We start from the raw sequence: 17,793 nt of genomic DNA, 5'->3' as shown, positions 1-17,793 counted from the left end.
AGAATCAAACCAAAAGGGTTTCGCGGAAGGCTGCCGGCGCTATGCGCGGCACGTTCCAGGGGGCGAGGTATCGAATTGCAAGTCCGAACGCATCACCTGCGAGGGCCAAGAATTCTGCTTGAAGCGAAAGCCTGAACTACGCGACCTTTTCAACGAACGTTGAACCAAGGATCTGAATAATGGACGTCGCTCGGCGGCAACTGATCTATGTGACTCGGGACCCCAGCGAAACGCTATGCTCGCGTTTCGAGGAACGCGGCTGGCAAATCGAGATCGTGGCAAGCGCGCGCGACACGCGCAAAGCGCTGCGCAGCGACCTCGCAATGGGCGGGCTGCTCGATTTATCGGGACATTTCGAATCACACGAACTGGCGGCGTTCGAATCGTCGCTGACCATGACCAACGTCGGCTGGGTGGCGGCAACCGTCGCCGGCCAGCTCGAAGATGCTGCAGTGCGCCGGTTGATCCGCGACTACTGTTTCGACTACGTCACGCTTCCCACGTCGAACGACCGGGTGGTCGATTCCGTCGGCCACGCCTACGGCATGGTGGCGCTGCACGACGCCGCGTCGAACGACGCGCGCAGCGAGGGCCGCGCCGAGGGCGAGATGGTCGGTTCGTGCGACGCCATGCTCGCGCTCTTCCGCTCGATCCGCAAAGTCGCGATGACGGACGCGCCCGTCTTCATCTCGGGCGAATCGGGCACCGGCAAGGAACTCACCGCCGTCGCCATCCACGAGCGCTCGGCGCGCCGCGATCAGCCGTTCGTCGCGATCAACTGCGGCGCGATTCCCGCGCACCTGCTGCAATCCGAGCTGTTCGGCTATGAACGCGGCGCGTTCACGGGCGCGAATCAGCGCAAGATCGGTCGCGTGGAAGCGGCCAACGGCGGCACGCTGTTCCTCGACGAAATCGGCGATCTGCCGCTCGAAAGCCAGGCGAGCCTGTTGCGCTTCCTGCAGGAGCGCAAGGTCGAGCGTCTCGGCGGCCACGGATCCACGCCGGTGGACGTGCGCATCATTTCGGCGACGCACGTCGACATGCAGACCGCGATGATCGAAGGGCGTTTCCGCGCCGACCTGTATCACCGTCTGTGCGTGCTGCAGATCGACGAGCCGCCGCTGCGCGCGCGCGGCAAGGACATCGAACTGCTCGCGAAGCACATGCTCGACCGCTTCAAGAAGGACGCGAGCCGCCGCCTGCGCGGTTTCTCGCCGGATGCGATCGCCGCGATTCACAACTACGGCTGGCCGGGCAACGTGCGGGAACTGATCAACCGCGTGCGCCGCGCCATCGTGATGTCGGAAGGGCGGCAGATCACCGCGCGCGATCTCGAACTCGGCGAATATGTCGAAGTGGCGCCGGTCTCGCTCGCGCAGGCGCGCGAAGCGGCGGAGCGGCAGGCCATCGAACTCGCGCTTCTGCGGCATCGCGGGCGGCTCGGCGACGCGGCGCACGAACTCGGCATCTCGCGCGTCACGCTGTATCGGCTGCTGAGCGCGCACGGCATGCGTCACATCGAAGTGGACGCGCCCCCGGAACACGCCACGCGCGGCTGACCGACGCATCGTTTCTGCTCACCGCAACGGGCGCCGCAAGGCGCCCGTTCTTCTTTTTACGAACGCCAGCGCCGAGGCGGGCCGCTTGATAAAATCGGTGGTTTCCGCCTCTCTTCGCGTGGCCCGTGCCCGCATTCAAGGAACATCGAATGAAACAGTATCTCGAGCTCGTCCAGACGATCCTCGATACCGGCACGTGGCAGGAAAACCGCACGGGCATCCGCACCATCAGCATTCCGGGCGCGATGCTGCGCTTCGATCTGCAAGAGGGCTTTCCCGCCGTCACGACGAAAAAGCTCGCATTCAAGTCGGCGATCGGCGAAATGATCGGCTTTCTGCGCGCGTCGAAAAGCGCGGCGGACTTCCGCGCGCTCGGTTGCAAGGTGTGGGACGCGAACGCGAACGAAAATCCGCAGTGGCTCGAAAACCCGTATCGCCGCGGCACGGACGATCTCGGCGACGTCTACGGCGTGCAGTGGCGCAACTGGCCGGCATATAAGCTGATCGACGCCGGCGCGGGCGACCAGATCGCCGATGCGACCAATCGCGGCTATGAACTCGTGACGAGCTTCGTCGAAAACGGGCGCGAGCAAGTGTTGCTGTACAAGGCCATCGACCAGTTGCGCCAGTGTCTCGACACTATCATCGAGCGGCCGACTGACCGGCGCATCCTCTTTCACGCGTGGAATCCTGCGAAGCTCGACGAGATCGCTTTGCCCGCGTGTCATCTGCTGTATCAGTTCATCCCGAACGTGGCGAAGGGCGAGATCTCGCTGTGCCTGTATATCCGCAGCAACGATGTCGGCCTCGGCACGCCGTTCAATCTGACCGAGGGCGCGGCGCTCCTGCATCTCGTCGGGCGGCTCACGGGCTACAAGCCGCGCTGGTTTACGTACTTCATCGGCGACGCGCACATCTACGAAAATCAGCGCGACATGCTCAACGAGCAGTTGAAGCGCGAGCCGTATCCGCTGCCGCAGTTGATCATTTCGGATCGCGTGCCGGATTACGCGGTGACGAAGCGCTATGAGCCGGAGTGGCTGGAGAAGGTCGAGCCGAAAGACTTCGCGCTGGAAGGCTACCGTCATCACGATCCGATCAGCGCGCCGATGGCGGTCTGATCCAATCGAGAACCTCTGCAACGCGCGGCTCCGGTCGCGCGTTTTTGTTTCTGGCGTCCCGATAGAAACCCTTCGAAATGCCGCTGTCCGGCGGGCGTCACGCGCAGCACGCGGCGCTTCGCCGTATGCTCGATCCAGCCGTGCGTTTCGCAGGCTTCGAGATACGCCGCGCCGAGCGCGCCGCCCAAGTGTGGACGCCGCTCGCTCCAGTCGATGCACGTACACGCGAACCGCCGCCGTCGCGCGCGCTGCGCTGTCACGTCGATGCCCAGTTCCGCGAACGCCTGCGCCCCGTCGGGCGTGGTGTCGAGCGCGGACGATTCGCGCGTCGCCGGATCGTCCCGCGCGGCCGCGAGCCAGCGGCGCGCGAGCATGCCGTCGAAGAGCGCCACGGCGAGTTCGCCCGCGAGGTGGTCGTAGCAGGTGCGCGCATAGCGCATCTCGAGCGGCACGGCGCTCGCCGGACGCTGCGGCGCGGCTTGCGGCGCGCTGGCGCGTGCGAGATTCGCGAGCGCCTCGATGGCGGCGGCGATATCGGGCGTCGCGATGCGGTAGTAGCGATGCCGCCCGCTGACTTCGAGCGCGAGCAGCCCGCCATCGGTCAGCCGCGCGAGATGCGCGCTGGCGGCCGACGGCGAGAGGCCCGCGATCATCGTCAGTTCGCCGGCGGGACGCGCGGTGCCGTCCATCAGTGACCAGAGCATCGCCGCGCGGCCCGGATCGGCCAGCAGCGCGCCGATGCGCGAGAGGCCGGGACAATGCCGCGAGCGGACGTCATCGAGAGCGGAATTCATGGCAAGGGCACAAAAGAAGGGTACGCAACGGTCGATGCCACCACTCTAGCGCGCCCGCGCACCCGACGTTTCACATCCGCGTGAAATGTCGATGCGGCGCTTGCGGCGCTAGAATGGTCGCTCGTATCTCCCTCGTATCTCCCTTGTATCACCACGCAGCCAGGAATTCGCATGTCCAAGCTCATCACCGCAGCCGCGCTCGCCGTTCTTACCCTGTGCGCGGGCTGCGCGGGCGGGCCGTCGCCGTCGGCGGGCGGCGGCAGCATCACGATGTACGGCACCATGGATCAGGGTGTCACGGTCCACAACTAGCCGCCAATTTTCGCGGCCTATAATCGCGGCTTCTTTCTCCGCTGGGAGCCGCCATGACCACGCCGACTCCGCCCGCCGCTTTGCGCGCGGGCCGCGCCGAAACCACCTTCCGCTTCCTTGCCGAGCCGATTTCCGTGAATTTCGGCGGCAAGGTGCATGGCGGCGCGCTCATGAAATGGATCGACGAAACCGCCTACGCGTGCGCCGCGATGTGGAGCGGACGCTACGCGGTGACGGTGAGCGTCGGCAACATCCGCTTCAGGCGGCCGATTCTCGTCGGCAATCTCGTCGAGTTGCGCGCGCGCGTCGTGCTGACGGGACGCACCAGCATGCACATTCACGTCTCGGTGCACGCGGGTGACCCGAAAGTCGGCGAGCTGGAGCAGACCACCGACTGCCTGATGGTGTTCGTCGCCGTCGACGAGAAAGGGCAGCCCACGCCCGTGCCGCCGTTCGTGCCGGAATCGGAAGAAGAGAAACGTCTCGCGAAATACGCGATGGACGTGAAAGACGCGCTCGATGCAATCGTCGAGCTGAAGCCGGAAGAAGTGGCGGCGGGCAAGGTCTGACGCGACTTCGAGTTCCGCGCGGGGCGCATCCGGTTCACGAGTGCGCTTGCGCGCCACGTCGACCCGTGCCGTGCACACCTTGCCGCCGTCAGTCCAGCGGTGACTTCAGCGCGACGCAGGAGGCGCTCGCCGGCCGAAAACGCCCGAGAGCGCCCGAGAGCGCCCGAGAACGCCTATTTCCTGCCCACCATCTCGTGCGGCTTCACCCATTCGTCGAACTGCTGTTCGGTCACGTGCCCGAGCGCGAGCGCGGCGGCCTTGAGCGTCGTGCCTTCCTTGTGCGCCTTCTTGGCGATCTGCGCGGCCTTGTCATAGCCGATGTGCGGATTGAGCGCCGTCACCAGCATCAGCGACTCGTTGAGCAAACTGTCGATGCGCTCCTGATTCGCCTCGATGCCCACCGCGCAGTTGTCGTTGAAGCTCTGCGCGCCGTCCGCGAGCAGGCGGATGGACTGCAGCACGTTATGCGCGATCATCGGCCGGAACACGTTTAGCTCGAAGTTGCCGCTCGCGCCGCCGAAATTCACCGCGACGTCGTTGCCGAACACCTGACAGCAGAGCATGGTCACGGCTTCGGACTGCGTCGGGTTCACCTTGCCGGGCATGATGGAACTGCCCGGCTCGTTCTCCGGAATCGATAGCTCGCCCAGGCCGCAGCGCGGGCCGCTCGCGAGCCAGCGAATGTCGTTGGCGATCTTCATCATGCTCGCCGCGACGGTCTTGAGCGCGCCGTGCGCGGCGACGAGCGCGTCGGCGGCGGCCATCACCTCGAACTTGTTGGTCGCGGTTTCGAACGGCAGGCCGGTCAGCTTGCCGATGGCCTGCGCCACTTTCACCGCGAACTCCGGATGCGCGTTCAGCCCGGTGCCGACCGCCGTGCCGCCCTGCGCGAGTTGATAGAGATGCGGCAGCGTCGCTTCGACGTGGCGGATGCCCTGATCGAGTTGCGCGACGTAGCCGGAAAACTCCTGACCGAGCGTGAGCGGCGTCGCGTCCTGCAAGTGCGTGCGGCCGATCTTCACGATATCCGCGAACTGCTTCGCCTTCTTGTCGAGCGTCTCGCGCAGCGTTTTGAGCGACGGCACCAGATGCTTGACGATCGCATACGCGGCGGCGACGTGCATCGCGGTCGGGAACACGTCATTGGACGACTGGCCGCGGTTCACGTCATCGTTCGGATGCACGAGTCGCTCTTCGCCGCGCGGCCCGCCGAGCAGCTCGCTCGCGCGATTGGCGATCACCTCGTTCAGATTCATGTTCGTCTGCGTGCCGGAACCCGTCTGCCACACGGCGAGCGGAAATTCGTCCGGATGCTTGCCGTCGATGATCTCGTCGGCCGCCTGCATGATCGCCTGTGCCTTCTTTGCGTCGAGCACCTTCAGATCCTGATTCACCTCGGCGGCGGCGCGCTTGATGATCGCGAGCGCGGTGATGAGTTCGGGCGACTGCTTTTCCGTCGATATCTTGAAGTTCTGCAACGACCGCTGTGTTTGCGCGCCCCAGAGCTTGCCGTTGGGCACGGCGATCTCGCCGAACGTGTCCTTCTCCATGCGTACATCGCCCTGTGCGTTCTGTGTCATGGCCTGATGTTCCTTTGAAGTGGTCAAAGCTGTCCGTCGACGGGCAGCAGCTTGAAGACGCCCGTCATCGCGTTACGGTAAAAGCCGGCGTCGGGATCGAAGTTATAGGTCACCGTGCCGATGTCTTCCTGGCTGGTCCACACGAGACCGGACTGCGGCGAGCCGGTGCGGCGCAGTTCCGCCATCACCGCCGCGCTCGCCAGTTCCACGCGCCAGCTCGCTTTCGGCGAGATGCCCCTGTCGAACAGCGCCGCGACCTGCTCCGCGACGGGCTTGCTGTGAATCACGAGCGCCAGTTCGGTGTTGAGCCGCGCCGAGCGGGGATCGAGATTCATCGATCCGATCACGAGGATACTCCGATCGATCACATACGCCTTGGCGTGCAGACTCGCGCGCGACGACGAGCCGAATAGGCCGGGCGGCGGGCGGCTCTCGCCTTCGGGCTGAAGCGGCTTGAATTCGTACAGTTCGACGCCGTTTTGCAGAAGCGGCATGCGATACGGCGCATAGCCCGCCTGAACCGCGACGGCATCGGTGGCGGCGAGCGAGTTGGTCAGCACCGCGACGCGCACGTGGCGGCGCGTCAGGTCGGCGAGCGCCTTCACGCCCACGTCGTGCGGCACGAAGTACGGCGACAGAATGAGGAACTCGCTTTGCGCGTTCTTCATCAGCTCGGCGAGCCGCGTCATCGGCGGGCTTTGGTAGTCGTCGCTCGGATGCTCGATTTTCGCGGGCGAATCCGCTTCGAACTCGGTCGGCGCCCAGACAAGGCTCATCTCGCCGCGCGATATCTGCTGGGCGAGCGGCGTCGCGTTGAGGGGCTTCGCGTTCAGCGGGTCGGCCTGGTCGCGCCAGTGGTTGCGCAGATCCTCGCGCGTCTTGTCGAGCTCGGACGCATCGAACTTCTGCTTGTTCAGCACGCGCAGCGGGTAGGAGAGCGTGCTGTTCCAGTAATCGTCGAAGCTCGCTGAGACTTTGTGCACGACGGGGCCGGCCGTGAACATGTCGAGGTCGCGGAATTGCAGCGTCGGGCTGGCGTTGAAGTATTCATCGCCGAGATTGCGCCCGCCGACGATCGCGATCTGGTTATCCGCAATCATCGCCTTGTTGTGCATGCGGCGCGTGAAGTGGTTCAAGTTCGTGAAGAAGTTCTGCGTGCGCTCGGCGAAGCTGCGCTGCGCGCTGCCGTACGGATTGAACACGCGAATCTCGATGTTGTCGTGCGAGTTCAGCGCCGCCATGATGCGGTCGATGTCCTTGAAGTTCAGGTCGTCGACCAGCATCCGCACGCGCACGCCGCGGTCCGCCGCGTAGAGCGCCGCGCCCAGCAGCAGCTTGCCGGTGTTGTCCTCTTCGGCGATGTAGTACTGCATGTCGAGCGTCTTCGTCGCGGCGCGAGCCAACGCGACGCGCGCCTGAAGCGCATCGGAGCCGGTCGGCAGAAGGCGCACGGCGGATTCGCCCGGATGCTGCTTTTCGAGCGGCGCGAGCGCCGTTTGGAGCGGCGTCGGCTCGGTCGCGGGCAGCGCGTGCGTCACCGGACGATCGAACGCGGTGGCGGGCGGGCGCGTCGCGCATCCAGTGCAGAGCGCGGTGAAGAGCGCCATGACCGCCATGCGGCGCGTGCGGTTCACCCATTTCGTTGTTTTTGTCGCGACCGATGCGTCGTTTCGAACGCGCGCGACTTCCCATCCAGCTTGGCGAATTCCCCGGATTTCCGACACTTCGCTTCCTCTTTTTTTGTTTATCTCGATTCGGCTGCTTCCGTGCGACCGCTTGCAGCAACGGCAGCTTCGCGACGCAGCAAGAAGCGTTCTCGCCGCTGCGGCATCTCGAAATCATTCTAGGGGAACTGGCGTGCGGGCCAGGCGAGCAAACGCACGATGCGCGGGAATCGGCAGCCGAAAAAAAAGCCCGCTCGGCAGAGCGGGCTATAACCCCTGTTACTGGATAAGTCTCAAGGAGGAGACGGGTTCATCCTAACAACGCACGCGGCGAGGACCAACCAAGCATTCTTGCTTTGCATATGCGTGGCTAGCGCATCTTTCAGGCAATCCGCTTCGAAGCCCCGTCCACGCGATCGTCGGCGCGCGTGACGCCCGTTTCCACCAGCCGCCTGCTGATGCGATGAAACCGCAGCGTCATCAGCACAGCGACGCTCGCCAGTCCCGCGGCGAGTCCCCACCACAAGCCTTTGGCGCCCAGCTCGAAGTGAAACGCGAGCACATAGCCCGTCGGAAACCCGACGCCCCAATAACCGAACGCGGCGGCGAGCATCGGCACGCGCGTGTCTTTCAGGCCGCGCAGGCAGCCCGAGCCGACCGTCTGCATGCCGTCGACGATCTGAAACACGGCCGCGACGCTCAGTAGCGATGCGGCAAGCGCGACGGTCCGCGCATTGGCGGGATCGTCGAGATGCAGATACAGGCCGACGATCGCGCGCGGCGCGGTAATGAGCACGAGCCCGGAACACATCATGAAGCCGACGCCGAGCGCCAGCGCGACGAAGCCCGCGTGACGCGCCGCGACCGGCACGCCCGCGCCGGCCCAGTAGCCGACGCGCACGTTCGCCGCCTGTCCGATGGCGAGCGGCACCATGAACGCCGCCGACGCCACGTTGAGCGCGATCTGGTGCGCGGCGAGCGGCGCTTCGCCGAGCAGGCCGACCATCATGCCGGTGGCGAGAAAGAGCGTCGATTCGACGCCGTACGTGATGGCGACCGGCCAGCCGATGCCGAAGAGTTCGCCCATGAGCGGCAGATGCGGCCGCGCGGCGGCGACGAAATGCCGGTAACGCGGGCGCAGATGCAGCAGCGCGACGAGCGCGAAGGCCGTCAGCCAGACGGTGATGGCGGTGGCCGCCGCCGAGCCGAGAAAGCCTTCGCGCGGCAGGCCGTACGCGCCGTGGATCAACCCGTAGTTCAGAAAGCCGTTGACGAACACGCCGCCGATGGACACCCACAGCAAGCGCTTCGCCGCGCCGATGGCCGGCAGGAACGCGCGCATCATGCCGATGCCGATCAGGCTGCCCGGCGTGCCCCAGCGCAGCACCGCGCAGTATTCACCGACGTTGTGCGCAAGCGTCGCCGGCTCGTGGAACGCGAGCAGAAGCGGCTCCGCATATGACAGCAGCACGAACGCCGGCACGGCGAGCAGCACGGACAACACGAGCCCCGTCCAGTAGATGCCGGGCACGCGGTGTTCCGCATCCGCGCCGCGCGCATGCGCGACAGCCACGCTCACCGACGTCAGTACGCCTTGCAGCAGCGTCACGACGACGAAGAACATGTTGGCGCCCAGACCACCCGCGGCGAGCGCGTCGGGACCGAGCGAGCCGAGCAGAATCGTGTCCGTGACGCCCATCGCCATTTGCGACAGTTGCGCGATGGCGAGTGGCGCGGCGAGGCGCGCGGTATCGACGGCATGGCGAGACAGACTGACGTGTCCCGAATGCGCGCGGGTCGCGCGGCTGGTGTGCGATTGCATGATCGAGAGAAAGGAGCGGAAGGGCGCGTGGACGCGTCCGTGTCGCGCGCTGAAACCTGAACGAAAGACGCTTAGCTTATGGCCTCGCGCGCGGCATGTCGATGACGCGCCCCGTTATGGTCGTCTTTTCGCAAGCGGCGGGCGCATGGGCGCAAGCGGTATCAGTCGGGCGCGCGCACTCGGATCTTCTGGCCGTCGAGCATCACGACCTGACCCGCGCGGATCTTGCAGGTCTTGCGCAGTTCCACTTTGCCGTCGACGGTGACATCGCCCATCGCGACGCGCGCCTTCGCCGAGCCGCCGCTATCGGCGAGTCCCATCAGCTTGAGCAGGTTGTGGAGTTCGACGTAGTCGCCCGTGAGGGTGAATTGAAGCTGCGGCATGGCGGGCGTTCAGATGCGAAAAGACTTCGATGATAAACCAGCGCGGGACATCATCCGGGCACACTGCGTGCTCTTACACGATCGACCGTTCGTTTCGCCGGATTAAGCACATGTAGCGAAGTGAAACCGCCGGTAACAATGACCCGTTTCGAGAAACTCGCGCGTCGTCCGGCCGGTCTGTACGTTTGATCGATGCAGCTTCGGTCATCTTCTAACCGACAAGTCGCGTCATCGCGCTCCAAGTTGTCGAACGCGTTTGGCGGACACACCCAGAGAGGACAAGCTCATGACTAAGGCTCGAATTCTGATGATCGGCGCCGCTTTCGCCGCGATGGCTGCCACCGGCGCGCAGGCGCAAACCGCTCAACCGGCGGACTCGGCTCCCGGCCAGGCGCCGATGCAGGTGCAGCAGCAAGTGTCGCCGCCGCCGCAAAACGTGGTCGCGCCGGCACCGACCGATCCGCTCGTGCAGAAGCGCAACGCCGACGCGCAGGCCAATGCGGAATATCGCGCGTCGAAGAAGGCGTCGAAGGCGGAGATGAAGGCTGCCGACAAGCAGGCCAAGCAGCAGTATAAGGAGCAGGTCCGCAATGCGAAGATCAACCGCAAGGCCGACAAGGCCGCCGCGAAGGACGACCTGAACGCCGCGACCGACCGCACGCCGAAGGATGAAGGCGAGCAGCACTGATCGCCTAGAGCGCCGCGAAGCCTCGGTGTCTCCGGCTTCGCGGTAGGAACACAACGACCACACTAACGACCACACGGAGGACGCCATGAATCGACGCACCCATACATTGCTGGCTGCGCTCATCGCGGGCGCGCTGACGAGCGTGAGCGCGGCACCGGCTTTCGCGCAATCGACGAGCGACGCGCCGACCCACGCCGACAAGAAGGCCGCGAAGAAGCAGGCCGAAGCCGACAAGGACGCCGCCGTCGCGCAGGCGAAGGCGGACAAGAAGAAGACCGAAGCGCAATCGGAGGCGAATGAAGCCGCCGCCAAAGCCAATCTGAAGGACGCCAAGAAGGCCGACTAAGCCACTGCCCGCAAGCCGCGGCCGGTCAAAAGAAAGACGTGCCGCGGCAAAGACTTGCGTGCGCGGGTTGTATGGATATACAGTGTGCGTCACTTCTTTCGACGCCCGCTTTCCTCTGTGCTGACCCTTCCGGACGACACCGCCACCGCCGACGCCTCCTCGGAGAACGTCGCCGCCTATCTTGCCAAGCTCAACGATGCGCAGCGCCGGGCGGTCGAATTCGGCGTCGACGCGCCGGGGCGCTGCGGCGGTCCGTTGCTCGTGATCGCGGGTGCGGGCTCGGGGAAGACCAACACGCTCGCGCATCGCGTCGCGCATTTGCTCGTGAAGGGCGCGGATCCGCACCGGATTCTGCTGCTGACGTTTTCGCGCCGCGCGGCGCTCGAAATGACGCGGCGCGTGACGCGCATCGCGACGAACGCGCTCGGCAGCAAGAGCGCCATCGCGCAGGGGCTCACGTGGTCCGGCACGTTTCACGGCATCGGCGCGCGGCTGCTGCGCGATTACGCCGATCTCGTCGGCCTCGCGCCGTCGTTCACCATCAACGACCGCGAAGACTCCGCCGACCTGATGAACCTCGTGCGCCACGAGCTCGGGCTGTCGTCGAAAGAGAAGCGGTTTCCCGCCAAATCCACCTGCTTCGCCATCTACTCGCGCGTCGTCAACACGGGCGTGTCGCTCGCCACCGTGCTGGATCAGGCGTATCCGTGGTGTCGCGAGTGGGAAGCGGACCTTAAGCGCCTCTTCGCCGCGTACGTGAGCGCGAAGCAGGCGCAAAGCGTCCTCGACTACGACGACCTGCTGCTCTACTGGTCGCACCTCGCCGCCGAGCCGAGCATCGCGGCCGACTTGTCGAGCCGCTTCGACCACGTGCTCGTCGACGAGTATCAGGACACCAACCGCCTGCAAGCCACCATCCTGCTCGCGATGAAACCGGACGGTCGCGGCCTGACCGTCGTGGGCGACGACGCGCAGTCCATCTATTCGTTTCGCGGCGCGACGGTGCGCAATATCCTCGACTTTCCGCAGCACTTCGACCCGCCTGCGGCGACCGTCACGCTCGACCGCAACTATCGGTCGACGCAGCCGATTCTCGAAGCGTCGAACGCGGTAATCGGGCTTGCCACTGAGCGCTATACGAAGGATCTGTGGACCGACAAGGCATCGGCGCAAAGGCCGCGCGTCGTTTCGGTCGCGGACGAGGCCGATCAGGCGCGTTATGTCGTCGAAAAGGTGCTGGAGGCGCGCGAGGGCGGCATGAAGCTGAAGTCGCAGGCGGTGCTCTTTCGCGCGGCGCATCACAGCGCGACACTCGAGATCGAGCTCACGCGGCGCAACATTCCGTTCGTGAAGTTCGGCGGCCTCAAGTTTCTGGATTCCGTGCACGTGAAAGACGTGCTCGCGGTGCTGCGCTGGGCCGAGAATCCGCGCGATCGCGTCGCGGGCTTCCGCGTCGCGCAACTGCTGCCGGGCATCGGGCCGGCGATTGCCGGGCGTCTGCTGGATAGCGTCGCGCAGGCCGAGCGCGCGCCGACTGCGATCGCCGCGTTCGGCGCGCCCGCGCGGGCGAGCGAAGACTGGCCGCGCTTCGTCGCGCTCATGGCCAAGCTGTGCGGCCGCGAATCGCCGTGGCCCGCTGAATTCGAAATGATTCGCCGCTGGTACGAGCCGCACCTCGAACGCAATCACGAAGACGCGGCTATCCGCATCGGCGACGTGTTGCAGATGGAAAGCATCGCGTCCACGTACCCGACGCGCGAGCGTTTCTTGACCGAGCTCACGCTCGATCCGCCCGACGCGACGAGCGACGAGTCCGGCGTACCGCTCATCGACGAGGACTATCTGATTCTCTCGACCATCCACTCGGCGAAAGGGCAGGAATGGCGCAACGTGTTCGTGCTGAACGGCGTGGACGGCTGCATTCCGTCCGATATGGGCACGGGCAGCGACGAGGAAATCGACGAAGAGCGCCGCCTGCTGTATGTCGCGATGACGCGGGCGAAAGAAGATCTGCACATCGTCACGCCGCAGCGTTTCTACGTGCACAACCAGACGAATCTGGGCGATCGCCACGTCTGGGCGCAGCGCACGCGTTTCATTCCGCCGCAACTGATGCAGCACTTCGAGGCAGGCGCATGGCCGCCGGTGCCGGTCGCGGCCGCGCCGACGGCGGCGGGGCTCGCCGCGGCGGCGAAAGCGAAGATCGATATCGCCGCGCGGCTGAAGGGAATGTGGGAGTAAGGCGGCGCTCGCTCAGCGCGAGGCGCGCGAGGCTCGCGGCACGCGCGGCGCGCTGCCGAAAATGCTGCGCAGCCACGCCGCAAAGCGCGTGAAGCCGTCGTAGGGTTCGTCGACGAAAAGCTCCGGCCGCATCGAGCGCAGATACTCGAGCAGTTGCTGCGCTTCCTGTTTCTGGATCGATCCGTAGAAGATGCCCAGCCTCAGCAGCGCGCGCAGTTCGCCGAGCTTTTCGCGCGCAGCGGACCCGACGTTCGTTTCGACCGCGATCTTCGCATCGAAGACGCGCTGGCGCAGCGAATCGGCGAGTCGCCAGGCGGGCGTCTGCATCTTCTGCTCGACTTCGCGAATATCCACCGCCGCCGACTTGATCTGCGAGGCGAGCACGTCCACCTGCGAGGCGTCGCCCTTGGCTTCGGTGACGATGGCCGTCGCCCATTCGCGCGACGCTTTCACCAGATCCTCGGCGCTCCAGTCGGAGCGGATCGCGAACGCGAAGCCGTGCTCGGCCGCCTGCCGGATCAGAATTTCGACGACATCCGGGAACTCCTTGTCGAGCGCGCGCTTCGCCCACGCATACTGGCCGTGCGTGAGCATCCGCTGCACGGCCTGCTCGGTGAGCGGCGTGTCGTTGTCGAGCAGCTTCGCGCGCAGAAAGTCCTCGAACGAAGGCGTGACGAACTGCGGGTCGAGCTTGAGCGACAGACGCAGGAACGCCTCGAAGTCGCGATTCAGCGACGCGATCGTTTCATCGCGCAACGAAAGAGTGATTTGACGCATGTCGGTTTCCGGTTCCGCGCTCGGCTGGCCCGATGGCGGGAAGTGCTGTCGGCCTGCCGCGCGGGCGGAGTCCGTTCGTTTCAGATAACGGCGGAGCGGCCGGAAACTTGAGGGCTCTAGAAAGGCGCCTCGCTTGGGTGTTCAGCGCAGCACGACGAGCTGCCAGACGAAGAACACGCCGAGCGATACGGCGATCGTCAGGAGCGCGCGGCGTGTCAGCGCGCAGACGGCGATCGCCGCCAACGCCGCGATCAGTTGCGGATTGCGCCACGTCAGCTCGGCGCCGTTGCCGTGCGGCGAGACCGTCATCGGCACGATGATCGCGGTGAGCACCGTCACCGGCACGAAGCCGAGCGCCGTGCGCACGACCGGCGCAAACGACAGCCGCTCGCCGAGCACGAACACCGCGGCCCGGATCAGATACGTGACGAGCGCCATGCCGACAATCAGGATGACGTAGTTCATTGCGCGCGCTCCTTGGCGTCTTTCATGCGCGGTTTCGGTTCGATGAGCGTCAGCAGCAAGCCGACGCCGACGCCGGCGAGCACGGCCGCGAGCAGCCCGAGCTTGTACGGCCAGCCTTGCCAGGCGAACGACAGCACGCCCGAGGCCAGCGCCGCCGCGACGAAGCGCAGCGCCACGAGTTGCGGCACGATGATGGCGATGAACGTTGCGACCATCGCGAAATCGAGGCCGAGCGACTTGAGCCCCGGAAACGCCGCGCCAAAGAAGAGCCCGATGAGCGTCCACGCTTGCCAGTTCGCATACATCGCGAGGCCGGAGCCGAGGAAGTAGTGCGGCCCTGTTTCGCCCGGCGCGCGCGCTCGATAGTGCGCGTAGGCGACGGCGAACACTTCGTCCGTCAGAAGGCCCGCCAGCGCCCAGCGCCAGCGCGCGGGCAAGTGAGCGACGTAGGACGCGAGCGTCGCCGAATAGAGCACATGGCGCAGATTGACGACGAAGGTCGTCGCCCAGATGACGGCGAAGCTCGCGTGTCCCGCGATCATGCCGACCGCGATGAACTGCGCCGAGCCCGCGAAGACCGCGAGCGACATCAACTGGCCGTGCCAGAGCGTGAGCGGACTCGCCGTGACGAGCGTGCCGAAAATCACGCCGAAGGGCGCGGCGCCGATCATCATCGGAATGGTGTCGCGAGCGCCGGCGGCGAGTTCCCGCCAGGCGTTGCCGGATGGTGCGTTCAAGATCGTCCTCCTGATTCGCGGAGGATAAGGCGGCGTGCGTGCGAAAGCTTGTACGTTCTTGCGGTGGCGGCCGCCCACTCACCGCCAGCGCCCCGGCGCGACCCCGAATGCCCGCTTGAAATGCCGCGTGAAGTGGCTCTGATCGGTGAAGCCGCTCGCGGCCGCCACCTCCGCGATCGACGCCCCCGCGCGCAACGCCGGCAGCGCCCGCGCGATACGCAACTGATTGCGCCACGCATGCGGCGCGAGCCCCGTTTCGCGCGTGAAAAGCCGCGCCGCGTGAAAGGTCGAAAGCCCGACGACGCGCGCCAGTTCGGCGAGCGTGACCGGTTCGAGCAGATCGTCGGCGAGGCGGGATTTCATCGTGGCGACGCGGGCGGCATCCGCGGCGGGCGGCCCGCACGACGGGCGTTGCAGCGCGTGCCGGGCGAGCAGCGTCGTTACGGCATCGACGAGCGCCGTCTCAGCGGCGAGCGGATCGGCGCGGGTGGCGTCGTTTGTGGCATCGTTCGTCAGGCTTTCCAGCGCCCGGTGCGCGCGCAAAAGCCGGCGCGCGAGATCGTCGTCGTGGATGATGTCGGTCGAGAACCACGGCGAAGCCGCGCGCGGCGACAGTTCACGCGCGAGCGCCTCCACGAACGGCACCGGCAGATAGAACACGCGATAACGCCACCCGGCATCGACGGCCCGCGCGCCGGTATGCAGCTCGCCGGGATTGATGACTGGCACCGATCCCGCTTCCGCCACGTGATGCGAGCCGCGATAGTCGTAACACTCCGCGCCCGCTTCGATGACAGGCACCGTGTACGCGTCGTGCCAGTGCGGCGTGAACGCGTGATCGTAGTACTCGGCGGTGACCATGTCCGCGTCCGGCACGAGCGGCGAGCGCCAGTAACGCGCGGCGTTGCGAAAGCGTGGGGCGGTCATCGGTGGATGCGCTGATTTGAACGGCGAATTGCTCAGTCTACCGCTTCATCGCGCGGCGCAAAGCGCGGCGAGTGCATTCTGGCTGCTGCTGCCGGATGGCGTCGAATGCGGCCGACAACGCCGCACTCGTGCGGCCCGCGACGACGCGGCTCGCTCACTTGACCGGGATCGTCGTGCCTTCTGGCACCGGAACCGCCGTGACGCTGTTCTTCGCGCTGCCGCTCGCGACGCGGTCGCTGTACGTCAGGTACACGAGCGTGTTGCGCTTCGTATCGACGATGCGCACGACATGCAGCGTCTTGAAGATGAACGACATGCGGTCCGTGAAGACATCGGTCTTCTGCTTGAGCGGCTGCGCGATCTTGATCGGCGCGACCTGACGGCAGGCGATGGACGCCTCGGTCGGGTCTTCCGCGATGCCGAGCGTGCCCTTCACGCCGCCCGTGCGCGCCCGCGACACATAGCAGGTCACGCCGGAGACGAGCGGATCGTCGTACGCCTCGACGCTCACGCGGTCGGAGCCGGTGAAGCGGAAATTGGTATTGACGCTCGCGATTTCCTCGGCATGCGAGATGCCCGCGCCGAGAAGAGACAGGAGCGATGCGCTCAGAACGAACGGTGCGGTGCGCTTCATCGAAATCCCACGCATGAAAGGAAAAGGGCGTCGTATTGTAACGACGCCCTTCGGTCTCTTCGATTCTTCTGCTGCCTGCGGCGCCGGCATCAATGGAAGATCAGGTAAAGGATCACCAGCACCACGACCGGCACACCGAGCAGCCATCCGAGTAGGTAAGGCATATCGTCCTCCTTGCGCATGTTTGTTTTCGACGGTTACAGTATCGCGGACCGTGAAGGCCCGCGTTAGCGGTGCGCGTCCGAAATGCGTGTAGGCGCTGTCCTATCGGGTCTTACGGCGGCGTTACGGATTCGTCATGCCATCATGAGATACGCCGTCGCGCGATTTTTTCGCCGGCCGGTCGCGATACAGCGCGCGCACGTAGTCCAGATGCGCGCCTGCGCAGTCGCGCGCGCGGGCCGGATCGCGCGCCACGATGGCATCGAGCATTGCGCGGTGTTGCGCGAGTAAGTCGGCTTCCACGGCGTCGTCGTAATCGACCAGGCGATGCGACGTGAGCATCGACTCGCGCATCACTTCGTTCAGGCCGTGCATCACGTGCGTCAGCGCGATGTTGTGCGTCGCATCGGCAATGGCGAGATGGAAGGCGGCGTCTTTTTCCGCGATGCGCGTGCTTCTTTGCTCGACCGCGGCTTGCAGCGCATCGAACGCGGCGGCGATGCGCGCGAGATCGGCATCGGTGGCGCGCTCGGCGGCGTAGGCCGTGGCGAGCGTCTCTAAGCCGTGACGCAGTTCGAGCACGTCGGCGCTCGCGTCGGGCTGCTGTTCGAGCAGTGCGGCAAGCGGATGCGAGACGAGCGGCGCCGTCACGTCCGACACGACGAAGCCGCCGCGCCCCGCCGCGCGAATGAATCCGTCCGATTCGAGACGAATGAGTGCCTCGCGCAGCGACGGCCGCGACACGTTCAATTGCTCCGCGAGATCGCGCTCTGCGGGCAGCCGCTGGCCGGGCAGCAGGGTGCCGTTCGAGATCAGTTGACGAATCTGGCCGGACACGACATCGGAGAGGCGCACGCGGGCGTAGGCGTGCGAGTGGACGGGCTGAAAGGTCATCGGTCGGAGCAACACGGCGAGAGGCTTTGGATTACCCTAGTTTGACACGAAAGCGCCGCGTCCCTAAAGTCTTGGTCAGACCAAGCTGACCAACGCGGACTGTCCGCCAAGCGAGCAC

The 17,793-nt window shown here is 65.7% G+C and carries 18 protein-coding genes and 1 pseudogene; 8 read left to right on the top strand and 11 right to left on the bottom strand.

Annotated elements, in window-relative coordinates:
• Positions 1 to 179 precede the first annotated feature (179 nt).
• Both LDZ24_RS09685 and LDZ24_RS09680 read left to right on the top strand, forming a co-directional pair.
• A complete protein-coding gene (locus LDZ24_RS09685; protein WP_248320277.1) occupies positions 180 to 1,559 on the top strand; it encodes a sigma-54 dependent transcriptional regulator in 1,380 nt (459 codons plus the stop codon).
• A 149-nt stretch (positions 1,560 to 1,708) separates the two neighbouring features.
• The gene (locus LDZ24_RS09680) at positions 1,709 to 2,680 is read left to right on the top strand and encodes a thymidylate synthase (protein ID WP_248320276.1); all 972 of its coding nucleotides are present in this window, start codon (positions 1,709 to 1,711) and stop codon (positions 2,678 to 2,680) included.
• Positions 2,681 to 2,736: 56 nt separating this feature from the next.
• Here LDZ24_RS09680 and LDZ24_RS09675 read toward each other — a convergent pair.
• Positions 2,737 to 3,474, bottom strand: a pseudogene (locus tag LDZ24_RS09675) (ArsR/SmtB family transcription factor); the annotation flags it as partial.
• A 171-nt stretch (positions 3,475 to 3,645) separates the two neighbouring features.
• On the opposite strand from LDZ24_RS09675, the gene LDZ24_RS09670 reads away from it, so the two are divergent.
• Positions 3,646 to 3,786 carry a hypothetical protein gene (locus LDZ24_RS09670; protein WP_248320275.1) on the top strand — a complete coding sequence of 47 codons (141 nt, stop codon included), beginning with the start codon at positions 3,646 to 3,648 and terminating at the stop codon, positions 3,784 to 3,786.
• Positions 3,787 to 3,839: 53 nt separating this feature from the next.
• A complete protein-coding gene (locus LDZ24_RS09665; RefSeq protein ID WP_248320274.1) occupies positions 3,840 to 4,355 on the top strand; it encodes an acyl-CoA thioesterase in 516 nt (171 codons plus the stop codon).
• Between the two features lie 173 nt (positions 4,356 to 4,528).
• Here LDZ24_RS09665 and fumC read toward each other — a convergent pair whose 3' ends face one another.
• Positions 4,529 to 5,935: a class II fumarate hydratase gene (fumC, locus tag LDZ24_RS09660; protein WP_248320273.1), complete on the bottom strand. Its 1,407-nt coding sequence runs from the start codon at positions 5,933 to 5,935 to the stop codon at positions 4,529 to 4,531.
• Between the two features lie 23 nt (positions 5,936 to 5,958).
• Entirely contained in the window at positions 5,959 to 7,551 is a 1,593-nt protein-coding gene (locus LDZ24_RS09655) for a phospholipase D family protein (protein WP_248322327.1), read from the bottom strand.
• Positions 7,552 to 7,595: 44 nt separating this feature from the next.
• Between LDZ24_RS09655 and LDZ24_RS09650 the strand changes: the two genes are divergently transcribed.
• Complete coding sequence (locus LDZ24_RS09650; RefSeq protein WP_248320272.1) at positions 7,596 to 7,889, top strand: hypothetical protein; 294 nt, start codon at positions 7,596 to 7,598, stop codon at positions 7,887 to 7,889.
• 92 nt (positions 7,890 to 7,981) lie between these two features.
• Here the strand turns inward: LDZ24_RS09650 and LDZ24_RS09645 are convergent, their stop codons facing one another.
• Both LDZ24_RS09645 and LDZ24_RS09640 read right to left on the bottom strand, forming a co-directional pair.
• Positions 7,982 to 9,421: an MATE family efflux transporter gene (locus LDZ24_RS09645; RefSeq protein WP_248320271.1), complete on the bottom strand. Its 1,440-nt coding sequence runs from the start codon at positions 9,419 to 9,421 to the stop codon at positions 7,982 to 7,984.
• Between the two features lie 161 nt (positions 9,422 to 9,582).
• Positions 9,583 to 9,804: an RNA-binding S4 domain-containing protein gene (locus LDZ24_RS09640; protein WP_175944540.1), complete on the bottom strand. Its 222-nt coding sequence runs from the start codon at positions 9,802 to 9,804 to the stop codon at positions 9,583 to 9,585.
• A 286-nt stretch (positions 9,805 to 10,090) separates the two neighbouring features.
• On the opposite strand from LDZ24_RS09640, the gene LDZ24_RS09635 reads away from it, so the two are divergent.
• The 3 genes from LDZ24_RS09635 to LDZ24_RS09625 all read left to right on the top strand — a co-directional run bounded on the left by LDZ24_RS09635 (position 10,091) and on the right by LDZ24_RS09625 (position 13,079).
• On the top strand, positions 10,091 to 10,492 hold the full coding sequence (locus LDZ24_RS09635) for a hypothetical protein (RefSeq protein WP_248320270.1): 402 nt from the start codon (positions 10,091 to 10,093) through the stop codon (positions 10,490 to 10,492).
• Between the two features lie 85 nt (positions 10,493 to 10,577).
• On the top strand, positions 10,578 to 10,838 hold the full coding sequence (locus LDZ24_RS09630; protein WP_248320269.1) for a hypothetical protein: 261 nt from the start codon (positions 10,578 to 10,580) through the stop codon (positions 10,836 to 10,838).
• A gap of 117 nt (positions 10,839 to 10,955) precedes the next feature.
• Entirely contained in the window at positions 10,956 to 13,079 is a 2,124-nt protein-coding gene (locus tag LDZ24_RS09625; RefSeq protein ID WP_248320268.1) for an ATP-dependent helicase, read from the top strand.
• A 12-nt stretch (positions 13,080 to 13,091) separates the two neighbouring features.
• On the opposite strand, the gene LDZ24_RS09620 is transcribed toward LDZ24_RS09625, so the two are convergent.
• The 6 genes from LDZ24_RS09620 to LDZ24_RS09595 all read right to left on the bottom strand — a co-directional run bounded on the left by LDZ24_RS09620 (position 13,092) and on the right by LDZ24_RS09595 (position 17,675).
• Positions 13,092 to 13,856 carry a DUF4088 family protein gene (locus LDZ24_RS09620; RefSeq protein ID WP_248320267.1) on the bottom strand — a complete coding sequence of 255 codons (765 nt, stop codon included), beginning with the start codon at positions 13,854 to 13,856 and terminating at the stop codon, positions 13,092 to 13,094.
• 141 nt (positions 13,857 to 13,997) lie between these two features.
• Entirely contained in the window at positions 13,998 to 14,321 is a 324-nt protein-coding gene (locus LDZ24_RS09615) for an AzlD domain-containing protein (protein ID WP_175944529.1), read from the bottom strand.
• Entirely contained in the window at positions 14,318 to 14,995 is a 678-nt protein-coding gene (locus LDZ24_RS09610) for an AzlC family ABC transporter permease (RefSeq protein ID WP_248322326.1), read from the bottom strand. Before LDZ24_RS09610 ends, LDZ24_RS09615 begins: the two co-directional genes overlap by 4 nt.
• Before the next feature lie 141 nt (positions 14,996 to 15,136).
• A complete protein-coding gene (locus tag LDZ24_RS09605; RefSeq protein ID WP_248320266.1) occupies positions 15,137 to 15,985 on the bottom strand; it encodes an AraC family transcriptional regulator in 849 nt (282 codons plus the stop codon).
• Between the two features lie 154 nt (positions 15,986 to 16,139).
• A complete protein-coding gene (locus tag LDZ24_RS09600; RefSeq protein ID WP_248320265.1) occupies positions 16,140 to 16,619 on the bottom strand; it encodes a CreA family protein in 480 nt (159 codons plus the stop codon).
• 285 nt (positions 16,620 to 16,904) lie between these two features.
• Complete coding sequence (locus tag LDZ24_RS09595) at positions 16,905 to 17,675, bottom strand: FadR/GntR family transcriptional regulator (RefSeq protein WP_248320264.1); 771 nt, start codon at positions 17,673 to 17,675, stop codon at positions 16,905 to 16,907.
• Positions 17,676 to 17,793: the final 118 nt, after the last annotated feature.

It is taken from the genome of Caballeronia sp. Sq4a (genome assembly GCF_023170545.1).
GTDB lineage: Bacteria > Pseudomonadota > Gammaproteobacteria > Burkholderiales > Burkholderiaceae > Caballeronia.
Note: the sequence above shows the minus strand (reverse complement) of the source record. Positions and strands in the feature narration are given on the sequence as shown.

What these genes read in the sequence shown, in the direction of transcription:
- LDZ24_RS09685 (WP_248320277.1), top strand. Translation starts at nt 180, where the DNA reads ATGGACGTCGCTCGGCGGCAACTGATCTATGTGACTCGGGACCCCAGC.
- LDZ24_RS09640 (WP_175944540.1), bottom strand. Translation starts at nt 9,804, where the DNA reads ATGCCGCAGCTTCAATTCACCCTCACGGGCGACTACGTCGAACTCCAC.
- fumC (WP_248320273.1), bottom strand. Translation starts at nt 5,935, where the DNA reads ATGACACAGAACGCACAGGGCGATGTACGCATGGAGAAGGACACGTTC.
- LDZ24_RS09620 (WP_248320267.1), bottom strand. Translation starts at nt 13,856, where the DNA reads ATGCGTCAAATCACTCTTTCGTTGCGCGATGAAACGATCGCGTCGCTG.
- LDZ24_RS09605 (WP_248320266.1), bottom strand. Translation starts at nt 15,985, where the DNA reads ATGACCGCCCCACGCTTTCGCAACGCCGCGCGTTACTGGCGCTCGCCG.
- LDZ24_RS09645 (WP_248320271.1), bottom strand. Translation starts at nt 9,421, where the DNA reads ATGCAATCGCACACCAGCCGCGCGACCCGCGCGCATTCGGGACACGTC.
- LDZ24_RS09595 (WP_248320264.1), bottom strand. Translation starts at nt 17,675, where the DNA reads ATGACCTTTCAGCCCGTCCACTCGCACGCCTACGCCCGCGTGCGCCTC.
- LDZ24_RS09650 (WP_248320272.1), top strand. Translation starts at nt 7,596, where the DNA reads ATGCGTCGTTTCGAACGCGCGCGACTTCCCATCCAGCTTGGCGAATTC.
- LDZ24_RS09630 (WP_248320269.1), top strand. Translation starts at nt 10,578, where the DNA reads ATGAATCGACGCACCCATACATTGCTGGCTGCGCTCATCGCGGGCGCG.
- LDZ24_RS09655 (WP_248322327.1), bottom strand. Translation starts at nt 7,551, where the DNA reads ATGGCGGTCATGGCGCTCTTCACCGCGCTCTGCACTGGATGCGCGACG.
- LDZ24_RS09680 (WP_248320276.1), top strand. Translation starts at nt 1,709, where the DNA reads ATGAAACAGTATCTCGAGCTCGTCCAGACGATCCTCGATACCGGCACG.
- LDZ24_RS09600 (WP_248320265.1), bottom strand. Translation starts at nt 16,619, where the DNA reads ATGAAGCGCACCGCACCGTTCGTTCTGAGCGCATCGCTCCTGTCTCTT.
- LDZ24_RS09635 (WP_248320270.1), top strand. Translation starts at nt 10,091, where the DNA reads ATGACTAAGGCTCGAATTCTGATGATCGGCGCCGCTTTCGCCGCGATG.
- LDZ24_RS09665 (WP_248320274.1), top strand. Translation starts at nt 3,840, where the DNA reads ATGACCACGCCGACTCCGCCCGCCGCTTTGCGCGCGGGCCGCGCCGAA.
- LDZ24_RS09615 (WP_175944529.1), bottom strand. Translation starts at nt 14,321, where the DNA reads ATGAACTACGTCATCCTGATTGTCGGCATGGCGCTCGTCACGTATCTG.
- LDZ24_RS09610 (WP_248322326.1), bottom strand. Translation starts at nt 14,995, where the DNA reads ATGATGATCGGCGCCGCGCCCTTCGGCGTGATTTTCGGCACGCTCGTC.
- LDZ24_RS09670 (WP_248320275.1), top strand. Translation starts at nt 3,646, where the DNA reads ATGTCCAAGCTCATCACCGCAGCCGCGCTCGCCGTTCTTACCCTGTGC.